The sequence below is a fragment of the Bacillus sp. VA15 genome (assembly GCF_055721145.1).
Genome location: NZ_JBVQPQ010000001.1, coordinates 249,803 through 272,647 on the forward strand (window position 1 = coordinate 249,803; position 22,845 = coordinate 272,647).

General features: G+C 44.5%; 23 protein-coding genes, 1 pseudogene and 2 other annotated features. Of the genes and pseudogenes, 22 read left to right on the forward strand and 2 right to left on the reverse strand.

Going from position 1 to position 22,845, the window contains the following annotated elements:
• Positions 1–22 precede the first annotated feature (22 nt).
• From hemC to cotN, 6 genes are all read left to right on the forward strand, one after another.
• Positions 23–964: a hydroxymethylbilane synthase gene (gene hemC / locus AC0DBE_RS01210; protein WP_326198679.1), complete on the forward strand. Its 942-nt coding sequence runs from the start codon at positions 23–25 to the stop codon at positions 962–964.
• On the forward strand, positions 954–1,742 hold the full coding sequence (hemD, locus tag AC0DBE_RS01215) for a uroporphyrinogen-III synthase (RefSeq protein ID WP_326198680.1): 789 nt from the start codon (positions 954–956) through the stop codon (positions 1,740–1,742). The genes hemC and hemD overlap by 11 nt, the downstream gene beginning before the upstream one ends.
• Positions 1,739–2,713, forward strand: coding sequence for a porphobilinogen synthase (gene hemB, locus AC0DBE_RS01220; RefSeq protein ID WP_472960782.1), 975 nt, complete (start codon positions 1,739–1,741; stop codon positions 2,711–2,713). The genes hemD and hemB overlap by 4 nt, the downstream gene beginning before the upstream one ends.
• A gap of 29 nt (positions 2,714–2,742) precedes the next feature.
• A complete protein-coding gene (gene hemL / locus AC0DBE_RS01225) occupies positions 2,743–4,035 on the forward strand; it encodes a glutamate-1-semialdehyde 2,1-aminomutase (RefSeq protein WP_014114667.1) in 1,293 nt (430 codons plus the stop codon).
• Positions 4,036–4,168: 133 nt separating this feature from the next.
• Positions 4,169–6,460: a LysM peptidoglycan-binding domain-containing protein gene (locus AC0DBE_RS01230; RefSeq protein ID WP_472960784.1), complete on the forward strand. Its 2,292-nt coding sequence runs from the start codon at positions 4,169–4,171 to the stop codon at positions 6,458–6,460.
• Between the two features lie 32 nt (positions 6,461–6,492).
• A complete protein-coding gene (gene cotN / locus AC0DBE_RS01235) occupies positions 6,493–7,518 on the forward strand; it encodes a spore coat protein CotN (protein ID WP_061186695.1) in 1,026 nt (341 codons plus the stop codon).
• An 18-nt stretch (positions 7,519–7,536) separates the two neighbouring features.
• Here cotN and AC0DBE_RS01240 read toward each other — a convergent pair whose 3' ends face one another.
• Positions 7,537–7,728, reverse strand: coding sequence for a hypothetical protein (locus tag AC0DBE_RS01240; RefSeq protein WP_010330262.1), 192 nt, complete (start codon positions 7,726–7,728; stop codon positions 7,537–7,539).
• A gap of 165 nt (positions 7,729–7,893) precedes the next feature.
• Positions 7,894–8,116 (forward strand) — a binding site (T-box leader).
• Between the two features lie 59 nt (positions 8,117–8,175).
• On the opposite strand from AC0DBE_RS01240, the gene valS reads away from it, so the two are divergent.
• The 16 genes from valS (at position 8,176) to rpmA (ending at position 22,591) form a co-directional block, all read left to right on the forward strand.
• Positions 8,176–10,818: a valine--tRNA ligase gene (valS, locus tag AC0DBE_RS01245; protein ID WP_326201715.1), complete on the forward strand. Its 2,643-nt coding sequence runs from the start codon at positions 8,176–8,178 to the stop codon at positions 10,816–10,818.
• Between the two features lie 59 nt (positions 10,819–10,877).
• Positions 10,878–12,170, forward strand: coding sequence for a bifunctional folylpolyglutamate synthase/dihydrofolate synthase (locus AC0DBE_RS01250; RefSeq protein WP_472960787.1), 1,293 nt, complete (start codon positions 10,878–10,880; stop codon positions 12,168–12,170).
• Positions 12,171–12,306: 136 nt separating this feature from the next.
• On the forward strand, positions 12,307–13,053 hold the full coding sequence (locus tag AC0DBE_RS01255; protein ID WP_061186692.1) for a prepilin peptidase: 747 nt from the start codon (positions 12,307–12,309) through the stop codon (positions 13,051–13,053).
• A 133-nt stretch (positions 13,054–13,186) separates the two neighbouring features.
• Positions 13,187–14,179, forward strand: coding sequence for an SPOR domain-containing protein (locus AC0DBE_RS01260; RefSeq protein ID WP_090558176.1), 993 nt, complete (start codon positions 13,187–13,189; stop codon positions 14,177–14,179).
• Positions 14,180–14,330: 151 nt separating this feature from the next.
• Positions 14,331–14,900 (forward strand): Maf family nucleotide pyrophosphatase, encoded by a 570-nt coding sequence (locus tag AC0DBE_RS01265; protein ID WP_014114658.1) that lies wholly within the window; start codon positions 14,331–14,333, stop codon positions 14,898–14,900.
• A gap of 36 nt (positions 14,901–14,936) precedes the next feature.
• Positions 14,937–15,632: a RadC family protein gene (gene radC, locus AC0DBE_RS01270; protein ID WP_041521028.1), complete on the forward strand. Its 696-nt coding sequence runs from the start codon at positions 14,937–14,939 to the stop codon at positions 15,630–15,632.
• Positions 15,633–15,723: 91 nt separating this feature from the next.
• Positions 15,724–16,737, forward strand: a complete 1,014-nt coding sequence (gene mreB, locus AC0DBE_RS01275; RefSeq protein WP_014114656.1) for a cell shape-determining protein MreB — start codon at positions 15,724–15,726, stop codon at positions 16,735–16,737.
• A 30-nt stretch (positions 16,738–16,767) separates the two neighbouring features.
• Positions 16,768–17,640 (forward strand): rod shape-determining protein MreC, encoded by an 873-nt coding sequence (gene mreC / locus AC0DBE_RS01280; RefSeq protein ID WP_003222609.1) that lies wholly within the window; start codon positions 16,768–16,770, stop codon positions 17,638–17,640.
• Positions 17,637–18,155: a rod shape-determining protein MreD gene (mreD, locus tag AC0DBE_RS01285; protein WP_014114655.1), complete on the forward strand. Its 519-nt coding sequence runs from the start codon at positions 17,637–17,639 to the stop codon at positions 18,153–18,155. The genes mreC and mreD overlap by 4 nt, the downstream gene beginning before the upstream one ends.
• A gap of 52 nt (positions 18,156–18,207) precedes the next feature.
• A complete protein-coding gene (minC, locus tag AC0DBE_RS01290; RefSeq protein ID WP_003222613.1) occupies positions 18,208–18,888 on the forward strand; it encodes a septum site-determining protein MinC in 681 nt (226 codons plus the stop codon).
• A 1-nt stretch (position 18,889) separates the two neighbouring features.
• The gene (gene minD / locus AC0DBE_RS01295) at positions 18,890–19,696 is read left to right on the forward strand and encodes a septum site-determining protein MinD (RefSeq protein WP_014114654.1); all 807 of its coding nucleotides are present in this window, start codon (positions 18,890–18,892) and stop codon (positions 19,694–19,696) included.
• A 148-nt stretch (positions 19,697–19,844) separates the two neighbouring features.
• Positions 19,845–20,639 carry a stage IV sporulation protein SpoIVFA gene (gene spoIVFA / locus AC0DBE_RS01300; RefSeq protein ID WP_014114652.1) on the forward strand — a complete coding sequence of 265 codons (795 nt, stop codon included), beginning with the start codon at positions 19,845–19,847 and terminating at the stop codon, positions 20,637–20,639.
• Positions 20,632–21,498: a stage IV sporulation intramembrane metalloprotease SpoIVFB gene (spoIVFB, locus tag AC0DBE_RS01305; protein ID WP_087986770.1), complete on the forward strand. Its 867-nt coding sequence runs from the start codon at positions 20,632–20,634 to the stop codon at positions 21,496–21,498. The genes spoIVFA and spoIVFB overlap by 8 nt, the downstream gene beginning before the upstream one ends.
• Before the next feature lie 57 nt (positions 21,499–21,555).
• Positions 21,556–21,631 (forward strand) — a sequence feature (ribosomal protein L21 leader region).
• A 13-nt stretch (positions 21,632–21,644) separates the two neighbouring features.
• Complete coding sequence (rplU, locus tag AC0DBE_RS01310) at positions 21,645–21,953, forward strand: 50S ribosomal protein L21 (RefSeq protein ID WP_003229668.1); 309 nt, start codon at positions 21,645–21,647, stop codon at positions 21,951–21,953.
• Between the two features lie 2 nt (positions 21,954–21,955).
• Positions 21,956–22,294 carry a ribosomal-processing cysteine protease Prp gene (locus AC0DBE_RS01315; RefSeq protein WP_061186689.1) on the forward strand — a complete coding sequence of 113 codons (339 nt, stop codon included), beginning with the start codon at positions 21,956–21,958 and terminating at the stop codon, positions 22,292–22,294.
• 12 nt (positions 22,295–22,306) lie between these two features.
• A complete protein-coding gene (gene rpmA / locus AC0DBE_RS01320; RefSeq protein ID WP_003222623.1) occupies positions 22,307–22,591 on the forward strand; it encodes a 50S ribosomal protein L27 in 285 nt (94 codons plus the stop codon).
• 120 nt (positions 22,592–22,711) lie between these two features.
• Here the strand turns inward: rpmA and AC0DBE_RS01325 are convergent.
• Positions 22,712–22,835: pseudogene (locus AC0DBE_RS01325) on the reverse strand (hypothetical protein).
• Positions 22,836–22,845: the final 10 nt, after the last annotated feature.

Genomic DNA, 22,845 nt, shown 5'->3' on the forward strand with positions numbered 1-22,845 from the left:
AGATTCGGGAGGAAAGAAAACGATGAGAACAATAAAAGTAGGTTCCAGACGGAGCAAACTCGCTATGACTCAAACAAAATGGGTTATTCAAAAACTGAAGGAAATCAATCCTTCATTTGCCTTTGAAATCAAAGAAATCGTGACAAAGGGTGACCGGATCGTCGATGTTACGCTCTCAAAAGTGGGAGGAAAAGGCCTGTTTGTCAAAGAGATTGAACAAGCGCTTTTGAATGAAGACATTGATATGGCGGTGCACAGCATGAAGGACATGCCTGCTGTTTTGCCTGAAGGCCTTGTGATCGGCTGTATTCCTGAACGGGAAGACCCACGTGATGCCCTTATTTCAAAGAATCGCGTAAAGCTTTCAGAAATGAAGGAAGGCGCTGTCATCGGCACAAGCAGTTTAAGAAGAAGTGCGCAGCTTTTAATTGAGCGCCCTGACATTACAATTAAATGGATTAGAGGTAATATAGACACGAGACTTCAAAAGCTGGAAACTGAGGATTATGACGCGATTATTTTAGCCGCTGCCGGCCTTTCCAGAATGGGCTGGAAGCAAGATATCGTAACCGAATTCCTAGAGCCTGAGCGCTGTTTGCCTGCTGTGGGCCAGGGAGCACTGGCGATTGAGTGCAGAGAATCGGATGAAGAGCTATTGGCGTTGTTTTCTCAGTTTACGGATGAGTATACAAAACGGACTGTGTTGACGGAACGTGCTTATTTAAACGCGATGGAGGGCGGATGCCAGGTTCCGATCGCAGGCTACTCAGTGTTAAACGAGCAGGATGAAATTGAATTGACTGGGCTTGTCGCTTCTCCTGACGGCAAAATCATTTTTAAAGAAACCGTCACCGGAAACGATCCGGAGGAAGTCGGAAAGCGCTGTGCCGCTCTTATGACTGACAAAGGAGCCAAAGAATTAATTGATCGTGTAAAACGGGAGCTTGATGAGGATGGAAAATGATTTTCCGCTGAAAGAAAAAACAGTGCTTGTCACCCGGAATAAGGCGCAGGCAAAATCGTTTCAGCAAAAAGTGGAGGCACTTGGCGGAAAAGCGGTTTTGACCTCTTTGATTACGTTTCGCCGCGCTTTGCCGAATAATCTTGCAAAACAGGTGAAAGAGGATCTTGCCGCCCCCGGCTGGCTTGTTTTTACAAGTGTGAACGGAGCAGACTTCTTTTTTTCTTATCTAAAGGAAAATCAGCTAATTCTTCCAGCGCATAAAAAAATTGCAGCTGTCGGTGAAAAAACGGCTCGCCGTTTGGAAACGCATAACGTATCGGTTGATGTGATGCCTAAGGACTATATCGCTGAACAGTTGGCGGAGGCCCTTAAGCAGCATGCTGAACTGGCGGAACGGATTACAGTGGTGAAAGGCAATTTGTCACGTGATGTGATAAAACAGGAGCTTGTCCCGCTCGGATTTAAAGTGAAAGAATGGGTTGTCTACGAAACGATTCCGGATGAAGATGGCATCGAGGCACTGAAAAAGGTTGCGGGCCAATATTCATTTGACTATGTGACATTTACGAGTTCATCAACCGTACATACGTTTATGCATGTCTTGGGGGAAGAATTGAAAAAGTGGCAGGCGAACAGATCGGTCTGTATCAGCATCGGACCTTTAACAAGGGACGCTCTGCTGACGTATGGCATCACATCGCATACGCCTGATACATTTACAATAGATGGCATGCTTGAGTTAATGTGCAGCATGTCAAGAGAGGAAGAGAGAATATGAGTCAATCATTTAACAGACACCGCCGCCTGCGGTCATCAAAAGCAATGAGAGAGATGGTAAAGGAAACACGTTTGCACCCATCGGATTTTATTTATCCAATTTTTATCGTTGAAGGGCTGGAAGGCAAAAAAGCTGTTCCGTCAATGCCTGATGTTTACCATGTATCATTAGATCTACTGAAGGATGAAGTGGCAGAGCTGGTTAAACTGGGCATTCAATCTGTCATCGTGTTCGGCATCCCGGAAGAAAAAGATGATTGCGGAACGCAAGCGTATCATGATCACGGCATCGTTCAAAAAGCCATCACAGAAATTAAAACACACTTCCCTGAGATGGTTGTTGTCGCTGATACGTGCTTATGCGAATATACAGACCACGGCCATTGCGGACTTGTCAAAGACGGCGTCATCCTCAATGATGAATCGCTGGAGCTTTTGGCGCAGACAGCTGTCAGCCAAGCGAAAGCAGGTGCGGATATCATTGCGCCTTCAAACATGATGGACGGATTTGTTACAGTGATCAGAAAAGCGCTTGATAAAGAAGGGTTCGTCAATATTCCAATCATGTCTTACGCTGTGAAATATTCAAGTGAGTTTTACGGTCCGTTCCGTGATGCAGCAAACAGCACGCCGCAATTCGGAGACCGCAAAACATATCAGATGGACCCTGCCAACCGTATGGAAGCACTCCGCGAAGCACAATCAGATGTCGAGGAAGGCGCGGACTTTTTGATTGTCAAACCTTCACTTTCATATATGGATATCATGCGTGACGTAAAAAATGAGTTTACTTTGCCGCTCGTCGCTTATAATGTAAGCGGAGAGTATTCAATGGTAAAGGCTGCAGCGCAGAACGGCTGGATCAAAGAAAAGGAAATTGTGTTAGAAATTTTGACAAGCATGAAGCGTGCAGGTGCTGACCTGATTATTACGTATCATGCCAAAGACGCAGCGAAATGGCTTGCGGAGTAATTTTATTCAGTTGACAGGAGTTGAGGCAGATGAGAAGCTATGAAAAATCAAAAGCGGCTTTTAAGGAAGCGCAAAAACTCATGCCGGGCGGTGTGAACAGTCCCGTTCGCGCATTTAAATCGGTAGACATGGACCCGATTTTTATGGAGCGCGGAAAAGGCTCAAAAATCTATGATATTGACGGAAATGAATATATTGACTACGTCTTGTCATGGGGGCCTTTAATTTTAGGGCATACAAATGACCGCGTCGTAGAGAGCCTCAAAAAAGTGGCAGAATACGGGACAAGCTTCGGTGCCCCTACTGAAGTGGAAAATGAACTGGCAAAACTCGTCATTGATCGTGTGCCATCTGTAGAAATTGTACGAATGGTCAGCTCCGGAACAGAGGCTACTATGAGTGCCCTCCGTTTGGCAAGAGGCTATACAGGCCGCAACAAGATTTTAAAATTTGAGGGCTGCTACCACGGGCATGGCGATTCCCTCTTGATTAAAGCGGGTTCAGGAGTGGCCACTCTCGGTCTGCCTGACAGCCCTGGTGTGCCTGAAGGCATTGCGAAAAACACCATCACCGTTCCGTACAATGATTTAGAAAGTGTAAAGCTTGCTTTCCAGCAATTCGGTGAAGACATTGCGGGAGTTATTGTAGAGCCGGTTGCCGGAAATATGGGAGTTGTTCCGCCGCAAGAAGGCTTCCTGCAAGGGCTGCGTGATATCACTGAGCAATACGGTTCCCTGCTGATTTTTGATGAAGTAATGACAGGCTTCCGCGTCGATTATAATTGTGCTCAAGGATACTTCGGGGTAACGCCTGATCTGACTTGTTTAGGAAAAGTGATCGGGGGCGGGCTTCCTGTCGGTGCTTATGGCGGCAAGGCTGAAATCATGGAGCAGATCGCTCCGAGCGGTCCGATTTATCAGGCCGGCACATTGTCAGGCAACCCGCTTGCGATGACGGCTGGCTTAGAAACATTGAAGCAGCTGACACCTGAATCCTATAAGAATTTCATCAAAAAAGGCGACAGGCTGGAAGAAGGCATTTCAAAAGCCGCCGAGGCTCACGGCATTCCGCATACCTTTAACCGCGCAGGTTCAATGATCGGCTTCTTCTTTACAAACGAACCTGTCATCAATTATGAAACAGCCAAAGCATCTGATTTGAAGCTGTTTGCTAACTACTATAAAGGCATGGCAAATGAAGGTGTATTCCTTCCGCCATCACAATTCGAAGGCCTTTTTCTTTCAACGGCCCATACTGAGGAAGATATTGAAAAAACAATCCAGGCAGCTGAGAAAGTATTTGCTGAGATCAGCCGCGGATAAGAGCAAAAACCGGTATCAAGGACATCCTTGTACCGGTTTTTTTCTGTGTTCGTCAACTCATATTTTCCCCAGTTCATACATACACCTTTAGTGACATCTAATTTTAAGGATTAGATGAAAGGAGGATATGAACTTGCCGCAAAATCATCGATTGCAATTTTCTGTAGAAGAATCGATCTGTTTCCAAAAAGGACAGGAAGTTTCTGAACTGCTTTCTATTTCATTAGATCCTGACATTAGGGTTCAGGAAGTAAATGATTATGTATCAATCAGAGGATCGCTTGAACTTACAGGTGAGTACAACATAGATCAAAACAAACATACCGAAGAGTTTTATACCGATAAGCGGTTTGTTGAAGAAGTCAGAAAGAGAGAGGATGGAAGCGCAGAACTGACTCACTGTTTTCCTGTGGATATTACCATTCCGAAAAATAAAGTGAGCCATTTACAGGATGTCTTCGTCTTTATTGACGCATTTGACTATCAATTAACGGATTCTCGCATTTTAACGATTCAAGCTGATTTAGCGATCGAAGGGCTTTTGGATGATACGGCAGACAAAGAGCCGGAGATTCCTCTATATGAGGCTCCAGCGGCATTCAGAGAGGAAGAGATTTCAGAGCCGCCGATACAAAGTGCAGTAGAAACGGGTTCACCTTCGGCAACGGAAGCAGTTCTGCAGGATGAAACGCCAGCCGAACCGCCAGAACTTTTTGTCTCGAAAGCGGGGCTCCGTGAAGAACTGGAAACAGAAAAAGCAGAATCTGCGCCGCCGGAATCGGTTGCTTCAGAACCAGAGGCGCGAGAAGGTGCCGAGCCGTTAGAGCTTGTGGAGCCGGAAGCAGAGAGTCGTGAAGCATCGGGAACAGAAGAACCCGATGCTTCAGAAATAGAGATTCAAGAGATCGTAAAAACAGAAAATGAAACGCCTGAGCCAGCAGCTGCAATAGCAGATGTTCGTGAAGAAGCAGCCCCCCCAGCGGAGGCAGATCTTCGTGAAGATTCTGGAGCGGAAAAATCGCCTGCTTTGGAAGCTGAACTACATGCAGAGACTGTGATTGCAGAGGAAAAAGCAGAAACTCCAGTGTCTCCTATTCTTGAATATGCGTTGCGCCAAGAGGCTCAAAATGAAGAAACGGCACAACCGGAGCACGCTGAGCCTGCACTTCGTCAAGAAGAGAAAGAAGTGGCACAACCGGAACACGCTGATCCTGCACTTCGTCAAGAAGAGAAAGAAGTGGCACAACCGGAACACGCTGATCCTGCACTTCGTCAAGAAGAGAAAGAAGCGGCACAACCGGAACACGCTGATCCTGCACTTCGTCAAGAAGAGGAAGAAGTGGCACAACCGGAACACGCTGAGCCTGCATTCCGTCAAGAAGAGAAAGAAGCAGCACAACCGGAACACGCTGAGCCTGCATTCCGTCAAGAAGCGAAAGAAGCAGCACAACCGGAACACGCTGAGCCTGCATTCCGTCAAGAAGCGAAAGAAACAGCACAACCGGAACACGCTGAGCCTGCGCTTCGTCAAGAAGCGAAAGAAACAGCACAACCGGAACACACTGAGCCTACATTCCGTCAAGAAGAGAAAGAAGCAGCACAACCGGAACACGCTGAGCCTACATTCCGTCAAGGAGAGAAAGAAGCAGCACAACCGGAACACGCTGAGCCTGCGCTTCGTCAAGAAGCGAAAGAAGCAGCACAACCGGAACATGCTGAGCCCGCACTTCGTCAAGAAGAGAAAGAAGCGGCACAACCAGAACATGCTGAGCCCGCGCTTGGTCAAGAAGCGGAAGAGGCTCTTGAAAGTGAATCTCAGCCCGTTCTCTCCATAGAAGAAAGCAGAGAGAAGAAATCAGCCTCAGCTCCATATGTGGAGAATGACGAAACCGCTTTACAGCTTCATTTCAAGCAAAAAGCAAGCTCGGAGGAGGCACCTCAAGAAGAGTCTGCACCGGCATACCGCACCTTCCTACCCGAACATGAAGAGGAGGATTCTTTTTATTCAGCGCCTAAGCTGCTGGAAGAGAAAGAACAAGAGGAAGAAAGCTTTGAAATTGAAGTGAGAAAAATACCACCGGCTGAAAAGCCTGAGGAAGAAACAGCTCTTCAATCCTTCCAGCTGACTGATACCTCAGAGACTGAAAGGAAGGAAGCGAATGCTGTTCCTAGGGTTGCTCCTGCTGCTGAAACGAAGGAAAGTGATAATTCTCTTTATTTAACAAAACTCTTTACGAAAGAAGAGGATGAGTTTTCGAGAATGAAAATATGCATTGTTCAGCAGGAAGATACGATCGAACGCTTATGCGAACGGTATGAAATCACATCCCAGCAGCTGATCAGGATGAATTCTTTAGCCTTGGACGATGAATTGAAAGCAGGACAGATCCTCTATATTCCTCAATATAACAACAGCCATGCGTAAGCCGTAAGCGATCGGAAAATGTGGTGAATGGAATGGAAGATACCCAATCGGTTCTTCAGAAATACGGACTGACTGCTCAATTTATTGAGCCTGTCAGTCCTCTTGTGTGGAAAGTGTATACAGACTACGGCGTATTTGCCCTGAAAAAATTGAAATCGGTTCGCAGCAAACAATTTACAGATCATATGGTGGCGATTGAGGAAAAAGGTTTTCGTTCATTTGTTCCTGTTTACAGAACAAATAGCGGTGAGTTTTTATCAGAAGGTATACAATCCGGAGATTCCTATTATTTAATGCCGTGGCTTCAATTTGACCAGGAGGAAGAACGGGATCAGAAACATGCTTATTTATTTAGAGAAACAGCCCGCCTTCACGAGAGAACCGCGCAGGAAATAAAGATCAGACGTGATGATATTGAACGTTATTACGGACAAACGAAAAAAAAGTGGGAACATGATAAAATTTATTATGAACAGTTTGTAGACAGAGCGGAAAAGGAATGGTACCTTTCCCCTTTTGAACTTCAGGCCGTAACCTATTTTTCAGAAACCATTTCGGCGGTGAATTTTGCGCTGGAGCGGTTGGAGGACTGGTATGAGTCGGCAAAAGAGAAGGGTGACTCAAGGGTTGTGATGAACCACGGCAACCTGTCTATACACCATTTTCTGTATAATGATACAGGGACCGGGTATTTCACAAACTTCGAAAGAGCGTCTGTCGGCCCGCCGCAAAACGACTTACTCGGCTTTTATACAAAAATGTTCAGAGGCTTTCCGAAAGCTTGTCCGGAATGCGTCGAATGGTTTTATGCATACACGAAATCATTCCCTTTGCGTGAAGCGGAAGTCAGTCTTTTTCTCAGCTATATGGCATTTCCGGCAGCCATGTACAAGGTGCTGAACCGTTATCAAACCGGGAAAAGACAGCATGAAAAAAATGAATGTACGCAATTATTAAAGGCTTATTGGCAAATGAAAAATATAGAGCCGTTTGTGATGAAAGTTCATCAGATTGAACAAGAGAAAAAATTTCAGGCTGAAAACGAGTCCACGTCTTAATGGCGCGGACTTGTTTGTTTATATCCAGTCTAAATGAAGGGCGCAAGCTAACAAGATCAGGATTGCGAGCAGCAAAACATCAAAGGTTGTCGGAAAGAAAATGGTTCTGATCCCTTGAAAAATTGTAATGGGGATAATCACTTGCGCGGATACAAGCCGAATTTGCCTGACCCACGGCGGCAGGGAATAAGAGCTGAATCGTTTCTTCAAGGTGCATCCTCCTCTACGCATTTACAAGCATTATATGTAAACTTGGGCAATAGGTGCCTGCCCATTTGTATAGAAAGCGGTGTTTTTGGAAAAGATGATTGACGAATCAAAAACACTTTTACTATAATAAAGAACATAAATAATGTATATAATGAGCTGATAAATACACCTGCTTAGAACGGGAAGAGTACAAAAAAGGCGCATGCAGAGAGAGAAGCCGTTTGCTGAAAGGCTTCTTATGTTGTCTGATTGGAAGGTCGCCCGGGAGCATAATTTCTTGAAAGAAGAGTAGAGAAATTCGGGAAACACCCGTTATCCGTTGTAAGTGCATGAACTGATAAAGTTCATGAAAAAAGGTGGTACCGCGAAAGAGCTTTTCGTCCTTTTACAGGGATGAAAAGCTCTTTTTTCGTTCTCAGCCATTTTTAAACATGCTGGAGGGTTATGATGGAAACGAATGAACAAACAATGCCGACGAAATACGATCCGGCAGCGGTTGAAAAAGACCGATATGATTTTTGGCTAAAAGGTAAATTTTTTGAAGCGGGCAGTGACCAGACAAAAGAGCCATATTCTGTAGTCATTCCGCCGCCAAACGTAACAGGAAGACTTCACCTTGGCCACGCGTGGGACACAACGCTGCAAGACATTGTAACAAGAATGAAACGCATGCAGGGTTATGATGTACTGTGGCTTCCGGGTATGGACCACGCCGGCATTGCGACACAGGCTAAAGTGGAAGCGAAACTTCGTGAAGAGGGCAAATCCCGATATGATCTTGGCCGCGAGAAATTCCTCGAAGAAACGTGGAAGTGGAAGGAAGAGTATGCTGACTTTATTCGCAGCCAGTGGGCGAAATTAGGCCTTGGCCTTGATTATTCCCGTGAACGTTTTACGCTGGATGAAGGCTTAAGCAAAGCGGTTCGCGAAGTATTCGTTAAGCTTTATGAAAAGGGCCTGATCTACAGAGGCGAATATATTATTAACTGGGACCCTGCGACAAAAACAGCTCTATCCGACATTGAGGTCATTTACAAGGATGTTCAAGGTGCGTTCTATCATATGAGCTATCCGCTCGCTGACGGTTCAGGTTCAATTGAAATTGCAACGACACGTCCTGAAACGATGCTCGGTGATACAGCTGTTGCCGTTCATCCTGAAGATGAGCGCTATAAACATCTTATCGGAAAAACGGTGATCCTGCCGATTGTAAATCGTGAAATTCCGATTGTCGGTGATGACTACGTTGATATGGAATTTGGTTCAGGTGCGGTGAAAATTACGCCTGCCCATGATCCGAACGACTTCGAGCTTGGCAACCGCCACAATTTAGAACGCATTCTTGTGATGAATGAAGACGGAACAATGAATGAAAATGCCCTGCATTACCAAGGTATGGATCGTTTTGAATGCCGCAAAAAGCTCGTAAAAGATTTACAGGAGGCGGGAGTCCTCTTCAAAATTGAGGATCATATGCATTCTGTCGGCCATAGTGAACGAAGCGGGGCTGTAGTTGAGCCTTATCTTTCTACCCAATGGTTTGTGCGCATGCAGCCGCTTGCTGATGAAGCGATTGAGTTGCAAAAGAAAGAAGAAAAAGTCAACTTTGTGCCTGACCGTTTCGAAAAAACGTATTTACACTGGATGGAAAACATCCGCGACTGGTGTATTTCCCGTCAGTTGTGGTGGGGCCACCGCATTCCTGCTTGGTATCATAAAGAAACAGGTGAGCTATATGTCGGGCTTGAAGCGCCTGAGGACAGCGAAAATTGGGAACAGGATACAGACGTACTGGATACATGGTTCAGCTCTGCGCTCTGGCCTTTCTCCACTATGGGCTGGCCTGATGTAACGGCTGAAGACTTTAAACGCTACTATCCGACAGACGTTCTCGTGACAGGGTACGACATCATTTTCTTCTGGGTGTCACGTATGATTTTCCAAGGCATTGAATTTACAGGCGAGCGCCCGTTCAAAGATGTTTTAATCCATGGCTTAATCCGTGATGAGCAAGGCCGGAAAATGAGTAAATCTCTTGGCAACGGTGTCGATCCGATGGATGTCATTGACAAGTACGGAGCCGATTCTCTGCGTTATTTCCTTGCGACTGGAAGCTCTCCTGGCCAAGATCTGCGCTTCAGCTATGAAAAAGTGGAATCGACTTGGAATTTTGCCAATAAAATTTGGAATGCCTCCCGTTTTGCATTAATGAACATGGACGGCATGACATACGGTGAGCTTGATCTGTCAGGCGAAAAATCAGTAGCTGATAAGTGGATTTTAACGCGATTAAATGAAACGATTGAGCATGTGACTCAGCTTGCTGATCGATATGAATTTGGTGAAGTCGGACGCCATTTATATAACTTTATTTGGGACGATTTCTGTGATTGGTATATTGAAATGGCGAAGCTTCCGCTTTACGGAGAAGACGAAGCGGCTAAGAAAACAACCCGTTCCATCCTTGCTTACGTACTGGATCAAACGATGCGCCTGCTCCATCCGTTTATGCCATTCTTAACGGAGGAAATTTGGCAGCACCTTCCTCATCAAGGGGAGTCGATTACAGTAAGTCAATGGCCTGTTGTCGTACCGGAGCATACTGATACTGAAGCGGCAGCTGACATGAAACTTCTTGTTGAGCTGATCCGTTCTGTGCGTAATATCCGCAGTGAAGTCAATACGCCAATGAGCAAGCAGGTTGAACTGTATATTAAAACAAGCACAGACGAAATAGCAGCCCGTCTCGAAGCGAACCGTTCATATGTTGAACGCTTTACGAATCCGAGCGTGCTAAAAATTGGCACGGATATCGAGGCTGTTGATAAAGCGATGACGGCCGTTGTCTCAGGAGCGGAGGTTATTCTTCCGCTTGAAGGCTTAATTAATATTGATGAAGAAATTGCCCGTCTGCAAAAAGAATTCGATAAGCTGACGAAAGAAGTCGAGCGCGTCCAAAAGAAACTTGGAAATGAAGGATTTATGAAAAAAGCGCCTGCGCACGTAATTGATGAAGAACGTGAAAAAGAAAAAGATTATGTGGCAAAGCGTGACGCTGTTCAAAAACGAATGGCTGAGCTGAAGGGCTAATGAAAAGCCGGGGCGGTTTCTAGAGAAACCGCCTTGTCTTATAAAAGAGGGGATTATCATTGTTTACTGCATATGAAGAAGCGCGCAGCTGGATTCATGGGCGGCTGAAATTCGGAGTGAAGCCCGGACTCGGCCGAATGGAGCAGCTGATGGCGCGGTTAGGGCATCCTGAAAAGAAAATCCGCGCGTTCCACGTCGCAGGAACAAACGGTAAAGGATCAACTGTGGCTTTTATCCGTTCTATGCTGCAAGAAGCCGGATATACGGTAGGAACGTTTACCTCACCTTATATCATTACGTTTAATGAACGGATCAGCGTAAACGGGACACCGATTTCAGATGAGGAATGGACAGCACTCGTCAATCAGATGAAACCGCACGTTGAAGCGCTTGATCAAACGGAATACGGACAGCCGACAGAATTTGAAATTATGACGGCGTGTGCATTTTTATATTTTGCAGAGTTTCATAAGGTCGACTTTGTTATTTTTGAAACAGGTCTGGGCGGGAGATTCGACTCTACGAATGTAGTTGAACCGCTTTTAACTGTAATCACAAGCATCGGACACGACCATATGAACATTTTGGGAAACACCATTGAAGAAATTGCTGGGGAAAAGGCCGGAATTATTAAAGAAGGTATTCCAATTGTTACAGCTGTTACTCAGCCGGAAGCCTTACAGGTTATTCGTCATGAGGCTGAACGACATGCTGCGCCGTTCCAGTCATTACATGATACATGTGTTATTTTCAATGAAGAGGCTCTGCCTGCCGGAGAGCAGTTTTCATTCAAAACGGCTGAGAAGTGTTATGAAGATATTCGGACATCTCTGATCGGCACACATCAAAGAAAAAATGCGGCTTTGTCCATTTTGGCTGCTGAGTGGCTTAATAGAGAGAACATTGCCCGTATCAGTGATGAGGCGTTAAGAAGCGGACTTGTAAAGGCTGTTTGGCCGGGGCGGTTAGAGCTTGTTCAGGAACATCCGCCGGTATACTTAGACGGTGCGCATAACGAAGAAGGTGTTGAAAATTTGGCGGAAACGATGAAACAGCGTTTCCCGGATTCCCGCATTTCTGTGGTGTTTAGCGCATTAAAGGACAAACCGTATCAAAACATGATTAAGAGACTGGAAACCATAGCGCATGCGATTCATTTTGCTTCTTTTGATTTCCCGCGTGCTTCTCTTGCAAAAGATCTCTATGATGCAAGTGAAATCAGCAATAAAAGCTGGAGTGAAGATCCGGGCGATGTGCTCGAATTTATAGAAAGCAAAAAGGGCTCAAATGAAATTGTGCTGATTACCGGATCACTCTATTTTATTTCTGACATTCGCAAAAGGTTGAAGTAAAGGCGTCCAGCCCTGGCAGTATCGAAAATGAGATTCTGCCGGGGTTTTTATGTGTAAAATTGAATATTCCCGATTAGAGTTCAGCCCGCTCACTCTGCTACAATCCATACCAGTATCTTGTAAAGGTGTGTTGTCTATGCTTCCCATTCTTTTTCTCCTCGGGCTAATCCTTGGTTCATTTTATTATACGGCCGGGTGCCGTATCCCCTTGCATATATCCATTATCACGCCCCGTTCGGCATGCTCGTTTTGCCGGCGGACATTAACCGCGGCAGAATTAATTCCCATCCTGTCATTCCTTTTCCAAAAGGGCAAATGTAAAAGCTGCGGACGTAGAATTTCTTTTATGTATCCCGCGGCAGAGCTTGTGACAGCGTGTTTATTTGCCGCCGCAGGAATACGCTTTGGCTCATCTCCGGAACTATTGCCTGCTGTTGTGTTTATCTCTCTTCTCATCATTGTTGTAGTGACAGATATTCATTTTATGCTGATTCCAAATCGAATATTGATTTTCTTTCTTCCCTTTTTGGCGGCAGCAAGATTGATTTCTCCGCTTGATTCCTGGTATGCCAGCCTGTTAGGTGCGGCCGCCGGATTTCTTTTCCTGTCCTTAATTGCCGCAATCACCCATGGAGGAATAGGGGGAGGAGATATTAAATTATTTGCGGTGATTGGCTTTATGCTTGGTGTGAAAATGCTGGCAGCTGCCTTTTTCTTTTCTGTTTTGATAGGTGCATTGTATGGAGCGGCAGCTGTCCTGACTGGAAGACTCGCCAAAAGGCAGCCGCTTCCCTTTGCCCCCGCAATTGCGGCAGGGAGCATTTTAGCCTATTTATACGGTGACTCTATTATTTCTTTTTATATGAAAATGGCATTGGGCTGACCGCTGAAAAATTTGACGAACGTTTTTTGGACAAGACGACAAAAGTCTTGTTCTTTTTTTTTTCGCCTGTGCTAAAGTGTGTAGCATGAAAAGCCGACAAGAACGGTCAAGCAAATGAAGGGAGGAAGCGGAATTGAAAAAAAGGAAGAATAAAAAAAACAGTAAAGCCGCAGAAAAAGCCCTCAAGGTGACGATTAATGGAAAAGAAGAGACGGTTTACGAACAAGAAACGCCTGAGACTGAGACGGATAAAAACATGACATTTTCAAATTGGGAGGAAAAGAGAAAGGCAGAACAGGAGGTCGCAGCTTCCCATGAACATCCCGATGAAGATGAATTTAACTGGGATTCAGAAGAGGACAAGGTGTTTAAAGAGGATCCAAAAGTCGTTCCGCCTTATCAAAAGAAAAAAACAAAGCTGTATGCAAAAGGAAAGGCCGGGGCGGCCAAACCGGTAAAAAGAGTGGCGGCGACGATTGCCTTTGCAGCTGTCATAGGCACCGGATTAGGCTTATTCGCGTTGAACATCTCGGGCAATAAAGAAGCGGCAGCACCAGCCTCTTTAGATGATTCCCTGGGCAGCCAAACGGCAAAAGCCGGAGATACTTCTGCTGATAAACAAAGCTCAGGCGCAGAAAAACAGGCGGCACAAACTGAAGGTACATATAAAACGTACGCTGTACAAGCCGGAAAATTCTCAAATGAAAAGGGTGCCGAAACGTTAACAGAACAACTGACTGAAAAAGGTTATTCCGCCGTGTCGCTGTCAAAGGATGACGGGTACACGTACGTCATCGCAGGCTTAGCCAGTGATAAGGACGTGTCACAGCAGTTAGGGCAGCTTTTAATCGACAGTGATTTTGAAGCTTGGGGAGGCAAGGAGCTTTCCTTATCAATAGAGTCAGATATGAAAGATTCCTTCAAGGAAACAGCGGAGCTTGCAGCAAAGGCGATTCTCGGCGAAGACATTACAAAAGCGAGTGTAGAGAAAATAGAAAAGTCGCTTGGTGAAACATCAGAAGCAGGAGAGAAAAAAGCGATTTTGCAGGCATTAAAGGAATTAGAGGACCTAAATGCTGAAGCCGGGTGGAAGGCTCAGCAGCAGCTATTAGCCGTCATTAAATAAGAGAAAGTGCCTGAGCCTTCGTCCTTTAGTGACAGGCTTTTTTTATTTTGTCATGAAAAAGTTATTTTTCTGAAATTGTGACAAGCTTCGTGATTTGGTAGGATAAACGAGTATCTTTTTTTCTTAAGCAAACCCTGAAAGGATGACGAACATGACTAAGCCGCTAATACTTGCATCACAATCTCCGCGCAGGAAAGAACTCCTCGATCTTCTCCAGCTGCCCTACTCCATTATTGTCAGTGAAGTAGAGGAAAAATTAAATCGAAACTTTTCACCTGAAGAAAACGTCCAATGGTTGGCAAAACAAAAAGCTAAGGCTGTAGCAGATCTCCACCCGCATGCAATCGTTATCGGCGCTGATACAATGGTATGCCTGGACGGCGAATGCCTCGGCAAACCGAAAGATCAAGAGGAAGCTGCTTCTATGCTGCGGAGGCTTTCAGGCCGAAGTCATTCAGTAATTACCGCGGTCAGCATACAAGCCGAAAATCACAGCGAGACTTTTTATGATAAGACAGAAGTTACGTTTTGGCCCCTCAGTGAAGAAGAGATTTGGACTTATATAGAAACAAAAGAGCCGATGGATAAAGCAGGTGCATACGGCATCCAAGGAAGAGGCGCGCTTTTTGTAAAGAAAATAGACGGAGATTATTATTCAGTCATGGGCCTTCCTATATCAAAAACGATGAGAGTTCTTCGCCATTTTGATATAAAGGCATGACGGTTCTATAAACGGGAAGGGAAAGAAAAGGAGTGCTTGATCATACACGATCTGCCATTGAAACTCAAAGATTTCCCAACGAAAGAAAAGCCAAGAGAACGGCTCCTGAAAGTCGGAGCCGAGAACTTAGCGAATCATGAACTATTGGCTATATTATTGCGGACAGGAACTAAACACGAATCTGTTATGGATCTGTCAAACCGGTTGCTTCGCTCTTTTGACGGACTTCGATTGCTGAAAGAAGCATCGGTTGAAGAGCTGTCGAGCATCCGGGGAATCGGTATGGTAAAAGCGGTCCAAATCCTGGCGGCAGTAGAGCTTGGAAGCCGTATTCATAAATTAGCCAACGAAGAACATTTCGTCATTCGCTCCCCGGAAGACGGCGCAAATCTTGTCATGGAGGATATGCGCTTTTTAACCCAGGAGCATTTTGTCTGTTTATACTTAAATACAAAAAACCAAGTCATCCATAAACGCACTGTATTTATCGGAAGTCTGAATTCATCTATTGTCCATCCGCGAGAGGTGTTTAAAGAAGCGTTTAAACGATCTGCCGCTTCCTTTATCTGTGTTCATAATCATCCTTCTGGAGATCCGACGCCGAGCAGGGAAGATATTGAAGTGACAAGACGGCTGTTTGAATGCGGAAATCTGATTGGCATTGAGTTGCTTGACCATTTGGTGATCGGGGACAAAAAATTTGTGAGTTTAAAGGAAAAAGGATATTTGTAACACTTTTTTTTTCGTCGAATTAAGCTATAATAGAGTTTATGAGTTTTTCCCTTTAGGGTATTTTTGCTTTAAGAAAGGAAGATACATACATATGTTTGGAATTGGTGCAAGAGACCTTGGTATAGATCTTGGAACTGCGAATACGCTTGTTTTTGTAAAAGGAAAAGGAATTGTTGTGAGAGAGCCGTCAGTTGTCGCTTTGCAAACGGATACGAAGTCGATTGTTGCTGTCGGAAATGATGCGAAAAATATGATCGGACGGACACCGGGCAACGTGGTGGCACTTCGCCCGATGAAAGACGGCGTTATCGCTGATTATGAAACAACGGCGACGATGATGAAATATTACATCAATCAGGCCATTAAAAATAAAGGCATGTTTGCCAGAAAACCATATGTGATGGTTTGTGTCCCTTCAGGCATTACGGCTGTTGAGGAACGCGCTGTCATTGATGCGACAAGACAGGCAGGAGCGCGTGACGCCTATCCGATTGAAGAGCCGTTTGCCGCAGCAATCGGAGCCAATCTGCCAGTTTGGGAACCGACTGGAAGCATGGTTGTCGATATCGGAGGCGGTACGACAGAGGTTGCGATTATTTCCCTCGGAGGCATTGTAACGTCTCAATCGATCCGCGTAGCCGGTGATGAGATGGATGATGCGATTATCAACTACATCAGAAAAACGTACAATCTGATGATCGGTGACCGTACGGCTGAAGCGATTAAAATGGAGATCGGATCTGCAGAAGCTCCTGAAGATTCCGATAAAATGGAAATCCGCGGACGCGATTTACTGACAGGTCTGCCGAAAACAATCGAAATTACAGGAAAAGAAATTTCTAACGCATTGCGCGACACTGTATCTACAATTGTCGAAGCAGTGAAGAGCACACTTGAAAAAACACCGCCTGAGCTTGCAGCAGATATTATGGACAGAGGTATTGTGTTAACCGGCGGCGGAGCGCTTCTTCGCAATTTGGACAAAGTCATCAGTGAAGAAACGAAAATGCCGGTCCTTATCGCCGAAGACCCGCTTGATTGTGTAGCGATCGGAACAGGGAAAGCACTGGAGCACATCCATCTTTTCAAAGGGAAAACTAGATAATCGGGAGTTCAATAGAAGAGGTGTAACACAATGCCGAATAAACGGTTAATGCTATTACTTCTGTGTATTATCATATTGGTGGCTATGATTGGTTTTTCGCTGAAGGGCGGCCGCAATACCACCTGGCCTGAGAAAGTGATCGGCGATACGACGGGAGTATTTCAAAATATTTTTCATACGCCTGCCGAATTTTTTGCAGGGATATTTGAGAACATTAATGATTTAAAAAACACATACAAAGAAAACGAGCGTCTGAGAGAGAAGCTTGACGGACAGACACAATATGAAGCCAAGCTTCAAGAACTTGAAGAAGAAAACAAATCCTTGCGTGACGAGCTTGGCCATGTCAAATCGATTAAAGATTACAAGCCGATTTTAGCGACAGTCATTGCCAGAAGTCCTGATAATTGGGCGAAACAAGTCACCATTAATAAGGGGACTCAGCAAAACGTAGCGAAAGATATGGCTGTAACAAACGAAAAAGGCGCATTAATCGGCAAGATCAAAAGCTCCGGTCTTAACAATTTTACGTCTACTGTTCAGCTTTTAAGTGATACTGACCGCAATAACAGAGTCGCGACGAAAATTTCCGGAAAAAAAGGCAGCAAAGGCTACGGCCTGATCGAAGGATATGACAAAGAGAAAAAACGTCTTAAGATGACCATTATTGAGCGCAAGGATAAACAAGACGTGAAAAAAGGCGATCTTATTGAAACATCAGGCACAGGCGGTGTTTTCCCAGAAGGGCTGACAATCGGTGAAGTGACTGATATCGAGTCAGATTCCTACGGATTAACGAAAGTTGCTTATGTAAAACCTGCTGCTGACCTTACCGATTTAAATAATGTGATCGTTGTTAACCGTGATGTGCCGACTGTCGATACAGAGGAGGAAGGATCGTGAAACGTTTCCTTCTCCCTTTCGTTATGATGCTTGTTTTTTCTGCGGAAAGCATTTTTACCGATCTGGTGCATTTTCCGTTCGTTACTGATGATCAGGTGCTTGCCCCGCGTTTTCTGATGCTTGTACTGATATTTATGTCGGCTTTCATCAATCAAAAACACGCAATGATTTACGGATTTATTTTTGGCCTTCTATATGATATGAACTATACAAGTCTATTAGGCGTTTATATGTTTGGTTTTGCCGGGTTATGCTATTTGGCTTCAAAAGCGTTTAAAGTGCTTCATACAAACGCATTTGTGGTGATATTGATAGCAGTTCTCGCTGTCAGCGTGCTCGAATTTTATGTATTCGGCATTCAGTCGTTGATTCATAAAGACATCATGACGTTTAACGGGTTTGTGCTTGACCGGTTTATACCGACAATTTTATTAAATATTGTAGCCGCTCTTATTCTGGTTCTGCCATTTAGATTGTTTTTTATGAGTCTAAAGAAAGAATTGAGAGATGAGTAAAAAGGATTTTATCTTTTTTTGACGAAATGAGTATGTTGTTGAGGTGAATATTGTGAAGACCAAAAAGCAGCAATATGTAACAATAAAAGGAACAAAGAATGGATTAACATTGCATCTGGATGATGCGTGTTCTTTTGATGAGCTTCTCGATGGTCTTCAGAATATGCTGTCAATTGAACAATATACGGATGGAAAAGGCCAGAAAATCAGCGTCCATGTTAAGCTGGGAAATCGCTTTTTATATAAGGAGCAAGAGGAACAGCTGACCGAATTGATTGCGTCAAAGAAAGATTTGTTTGTTCATTCTATTGACAGTGAAGTCATTACTAAAAAAGAAGCACAGCGTATGAAAGAGGAAGCTGAAATTATTTCTGTTTCAAAAATTGTCCGTTCAGGCCAGGTGCTGCAGGTGAAAGGCGACTTGCTCCTGATCGGTGACGTGAATCCCGGCGGAACAGTCATGGCCGGAGGGAACATTTTTGTTCTGGGCTCACTGAAAGGAATCGCGCACGCCGGATTCAACGGAAATAATCAAGCGGTCATCGCCGCCTCTGAAATGCTGCCGACACAATTAAGAATCAATCACGTGTTAAATCGCTCCCCAGACCACATTCAAAAAGGGAACGAAATGGAATGTGCTTATTTAGATACAGACGGAAATATGGTCATTGAACGCCTTCAACATTTGGCTCATTTAAGACCTGATCTAACAAGGCTTGAGGGAGGAATGTGAATTGGGTGAGGCTATCGTAATAACTTCGGGAAAAGGCGGAGTAGGTAAAACGACAACATCTGCGAACCTCGGTACCGCCTTAGCCATTTTAGGGAAGCGAGTATGTTTAGTAGATACTGATATAGGACTGCGCAACCTTGATGTTGTAATGGGTCTTGAAAATAGAATTATTTACGATCTTGTAGACGTTGTAGAGGGAAGGTGCAAAATGCATCAGGCGCTCGTAAAAGACAAACGTTTCGATGATCTGCTCTATTTAATGCCCGCTGCTCAAACGAGTGATAAGACAGCCGTTGTTCCTGAACAAATTAAAAATATGGTCCAAGAGCTCAAACAGGAATTTGACTATGTCATCATAGACTGTCCTGCCGGAATTGAGCAAGGATACAAAAATGCCGTTTCCGGAGCTGATAAAGCGATTGTGGTCACAACGCCTGAAATCTCAGCTGTTCGTGATGCTGACCGTATTATAGGGCTGCTGGAGCAAGAGGAAAATATTGAACCGCCGCGGCTCGTTGTAAACAGAATCAGAAATCACCTGATGAAAAACGGTGACACGATGGATATCGACGAAATCGTACAGCATTTGTCGATCGATTTGCTCGGAATCGTGGCTGATGATGATGAAGTCATTAAAGCTTCCAACCATGGCGAACCGATTGCAATGGACCCGAAAAACCGCGCTTCCATTGCATATCGCAATATTGCCCGCCGCATCTTAGGTGAATCGGTTCCTTTACAGTTGCTTGAAGAGCAAAACAAAGGAATGATGGCTAAGATTAAATCATTTTTCGGAGTAAGATCTTAATGTGATAGAATCGAAGAGAAGAATCTGACAAAGCAATTGCTGTGTCAGGTTTTTTTGTTTTTGTCTGCTTTGTGCTTGACTAAATCGAATATTTGCCATGGACAAGACATATGATGTACAAACCCAACGAATGCAAAGGATGATGGCAATGAGTCACAGAGCAGATGAAATCAGAAAACGATTAGAGAAAAGAAGAAAACAGCTTTCCGGCTCAAAACGTTTCTCTACTCAGACAGTTTCTGAAAAGCAGAAACCCCCGTCTTGGGTAATGGTAACGGACCAGGAAAAGCACGGAACTCTACCGGTCTATGAAGATAACATTTCAACATTCAACGGAAAACACCCTTTGGTTAAAACAGATTCAATTATCCTGAAATGTCTTCTGTCGGCCTGTCTTGTTCTTGTTTCCGCCATAGCCTATAAAACAAACATTGGGCCCGTCAGCCAGATTAAACCCGCCGTTGCCAAAACTTTCGAAACTGAATTTCAATTTGCCTCAGCAAGCCATTGGTTTGAAACGAAATTTGGCAATCCGCTCGCTTTTCTGGCTCCTGAACATAAAAATAAAGAACAGCAGGTTGAAGTGGGCCAAGACCTGGTCGCGCCTGCATCCGGGAAAGTGCAGCAGGATTTTCAGGACAACGGGGAAGGGATTAAAGTCGAAACAAGCAGCGATAAAATTGATAGCATAAAAGAAGGCTATGTAATTGAAGTCAGCAAAGACAGCCAGACGGGACTGACAGTTAAGGTGCAGCATGCTGACAATACCTATAGTATTTATGGCGAGCTCAAAGATGTGGATGTTGCTTTATATGATTTTGTAGATAAAGGAAAAAAGCTCGGCTCAATTAAACTTGATGATCATAATAAAGGGGTCTATTATTTTGCCATGAAAGACGGCGATAAATTTATTGATCCGATTCAGGTGATTTCATTTGAATAAATGGCTTGACCTTATCTTGAAGATTCATGTACATCCTTTTCTATGGATTATCGCGGCGCTGGGACTGCTCACAGGCCATATAAAAGCATTATTATGTCTGCTCCTGATTGTACTGGTCCATGAGCTGGGGCATGCTGCTCTGGCCGTGTTTTTTTCCTGGAGAATCAAGCGTGTATTTTTGCTGCCGTTTGGCGGAACGGTGGAAGTGGAAGAACACGGAAATCGGCCGTTAAAGGAAGAGTTTGCAGTGATTATTGCCGGCCCTCTTCAGCACATCTGGCTTCAGCTTGCTGCCTGGATGCTTGCAGAATTCTCAGTGATTCATCAGCATACCTTTGAACTCTTCACCTTTTATAATCTTTCTATTTTATTTGTGAATCTGCTGCCGATCTGGCCGCTTGATGGCGGAAAACTGTTATTTTTGCTGTTTTCCAAGCAGATGCCTTTTCAAAAGGCTCACCGGCTCAATTTAAAAACGTCGCTCTGCTTCTGCCTGCTGCTCGGGTGCTGGGTTTTATTTGTGATTCCTCTGCAAATCAGCGCATGGGTTTTGTTTGTCTTTCTGGCTGTTTCTTTGTTTGAGGAATACAGGCAAAGGCATTATATCCATGTGAGATTTCTCCTTGAAAGGTATTACGGAAAAAACCGCGAGCTTGAAAAACTGCTGCCGCTGACAGTAAAGGCAGAGGATAAAGTCTATCATGTGATGGCCGAGTTCAAACGCGGCTGTAAACACCCGATTATCATAGAGAAATCAGGCCAAAAGCTGAGCCAGCTTGACGAGAATGAAGTGCTCCACGCTTACTTTGCCGATAAGCGGACGAATTCCTCCATGGAGGAACTGCTGTTGCCTTACTAAAATTGATTGACAACCGCCTTGTATTTTGGTATATTTTTTAATGTTATGGATGTAGCACCATTGCTACAACCGCTCAGTACAGGTGTTAAGAGCTTTTACAGCCCCCTGGTATCTGGCGAGTCTTAGTCTAATAGGAGGTGCAGAGAATGTACGCAATCATTAAAACAGGCGGTAAACAAATCAAAGTTGAAGAAGGCCAAACTGTTTACATCGAAAAACTTGCTGCTGAAGCAGGTGAAACAGTTACTTTTGAAGACGTTTTGTTTGTTGGCGGAGACAACGTGAAAGTCGGCAACCCTACAGTTGAAGGCGCAACAGTAACGGCTAAAGTTGAAAAACAAGGCCGCGCGAAAAAAATCACTGTTTTCAGATACAAACCTAAGAAAAACGTTCATAAAAAACAAGGTCATCGTCAGCCTTACACTAAAGTGACGATCGAAAAAATCAACGCGTAAGCATGATTCAGGCAACAATCAGAAGGTCTCATGATAAAGGCGTATTGTCTTTTGAAATGACGGGCCATGCGAATTTTGCTGAACATGGACAAGATCTTGTTTGTGCCGGAGTAACAGCCGTTGTGTTTGGAGCCGTTAACGCGGTTATTGTGCTCGCGGGCTTCGAGCCGCTTCTTGATATAGGGGAGGACGGGGGTTATTTTTACTTTGAATTCCCTGAATCTCTTGATCCGGAGGCGCGTCAAAAAGCTCAGCTGCTGATTGAAGGCATGATTGTTTCGCTGGAGACAATCGAACGGGATTACAAAGATAACTTGCGTGTGACCACAAACATAATATAGGAGGTGAGCTACATGCTTAGATTAGATCTTCAGTTTTTCGCTTCTAAAAAAGGAGTAGGTTCTACAAAGAACGGACGTGACTCTGAGGCTAAACGTTTAGGTGCTAAACGTGCTGACGGTCAATTCGTGACAGGCGGTTCTATCCTTTACCGTCAACGCGGAACAAAAATTTACCCAGGTGAAAACGTGGGCCGCGGCGGAGATGACACTCTATTTGCTAAAATCGACGGAACTGTTAAATTCGAACGTTTCGGTCGTGACCGCAAAAAAGTGAGCGTATATCCTGTAGCTCAATAATGATTCAAAAAACTCCGGTCGATGATGACTGGAGTTTTTTTTGCAATATGCGGAGTAAACACCAAGAATGAAATGCAGAGTATGTGCGAGCAGACCCCGCCAAGAATGAGAATAAACATCTCAAACCCACTGGATATGTTCCCCAAGCAGTAATACATAAAATGTTCTGCCTGGCTGCAAATCAACCTTAGTCAGAAAAAAAGGAACATGATATTTCTGGGAAAAACAATTGTTTTTCTAACAAAGCCTTCTCT

Bases quoted from the DNA above. Each gene is read 5' to 3' on its own strand.
- hemC (WP_326198679.1), top strand. From the start codon at position 23: ATGAGAACAATAAAAGTAGGTTCCAGACGGAGCAAACTCGCTATGACT.
- hemD (WP_326198680.1), top strand. From the start codon at position 954: ATGGAAAATGATTTTCCGCTGAAAGAAAAAACAGTGCTTGTCACCCGG.
- hemB (WP_472960782.1), top strand. From the start codon at position 1,739: ATGAGTCAATCATTTAACAGACACCGCCGCCTGCGGTCATCAAAAGCA.
- hemL (WP_014114667.1), top strand. From the start codon at position 2,743: ATGAGAAGCTATGAAAAATCAAAAGCGGCTTTTAAGGAAGCGCAAAAA.
- cotN (WP_061186695.1), top strand. From the start codon at position 6,493: ATGGAAGATACCCAATCGGTTCTTCAGAAATACGGACTGACTGCTCAA.
- valS (WP_326201715.1), top strand. From the start codon at position 8,176: ATGGAAACGAATGAACAAACAATGCCGACGAAATACGATCCGGCAGCG.
- AC0DBE_RS01255 (WP_061186692.1), top strand. From the start codon at position 12,307: ATGCTTCCCATTCTTTTTCTCCTCGGGCTAATCCTTGGTTCATTTTAT.
- AC0DBE_RS01265 (WP_014114658.1), top strand. From the start codon at position 14,331: ATGACTAAGCCGCTAATACTTGCATCACAATCTCCGCGCAGGAAAGAA.
- mreB (WP_014114656.1), top strand. From the start codon at position 15,724: ATGTTTGGAATTGGTGCAAGAGACCTTGGTATAGATCTTGGAACTGCG.
- mreC (WP_003222609.1), top strand. From the start codon at position 16,768: ATGCCGAATAAACGGTTAATGCTATTACTTCTGTGTATTATCATATTG.
- spoIVFA (WP_014114652.1), top strand. From the start codon at position 19,845: ATGAGTCACAGAGCAGATGAAATCAGAAAACGATTAGAGAAAAGAAGA.
- rplU (WP_003229668.1), top strand. From the start codon at position 21,645: ATGTACGCAATCATTAAAACAGGCGGTAAACAAATCAAAGTTGAAGAA.
- AC0DBE_RS01315 (WP_061186689.1), top strand. From the start codon at position 21,956: ATGATTCAGGCAACAATCAGAAGGTCTCATGATAAAGGCGTATTGTCT.
- rpmA (WP_003222623.1), top strand. From the start codon at position 22,307: ATGCTTAGATTAGATCTTCAGTTTTTCGCTTCTAAAAAAGGAGTAGGT.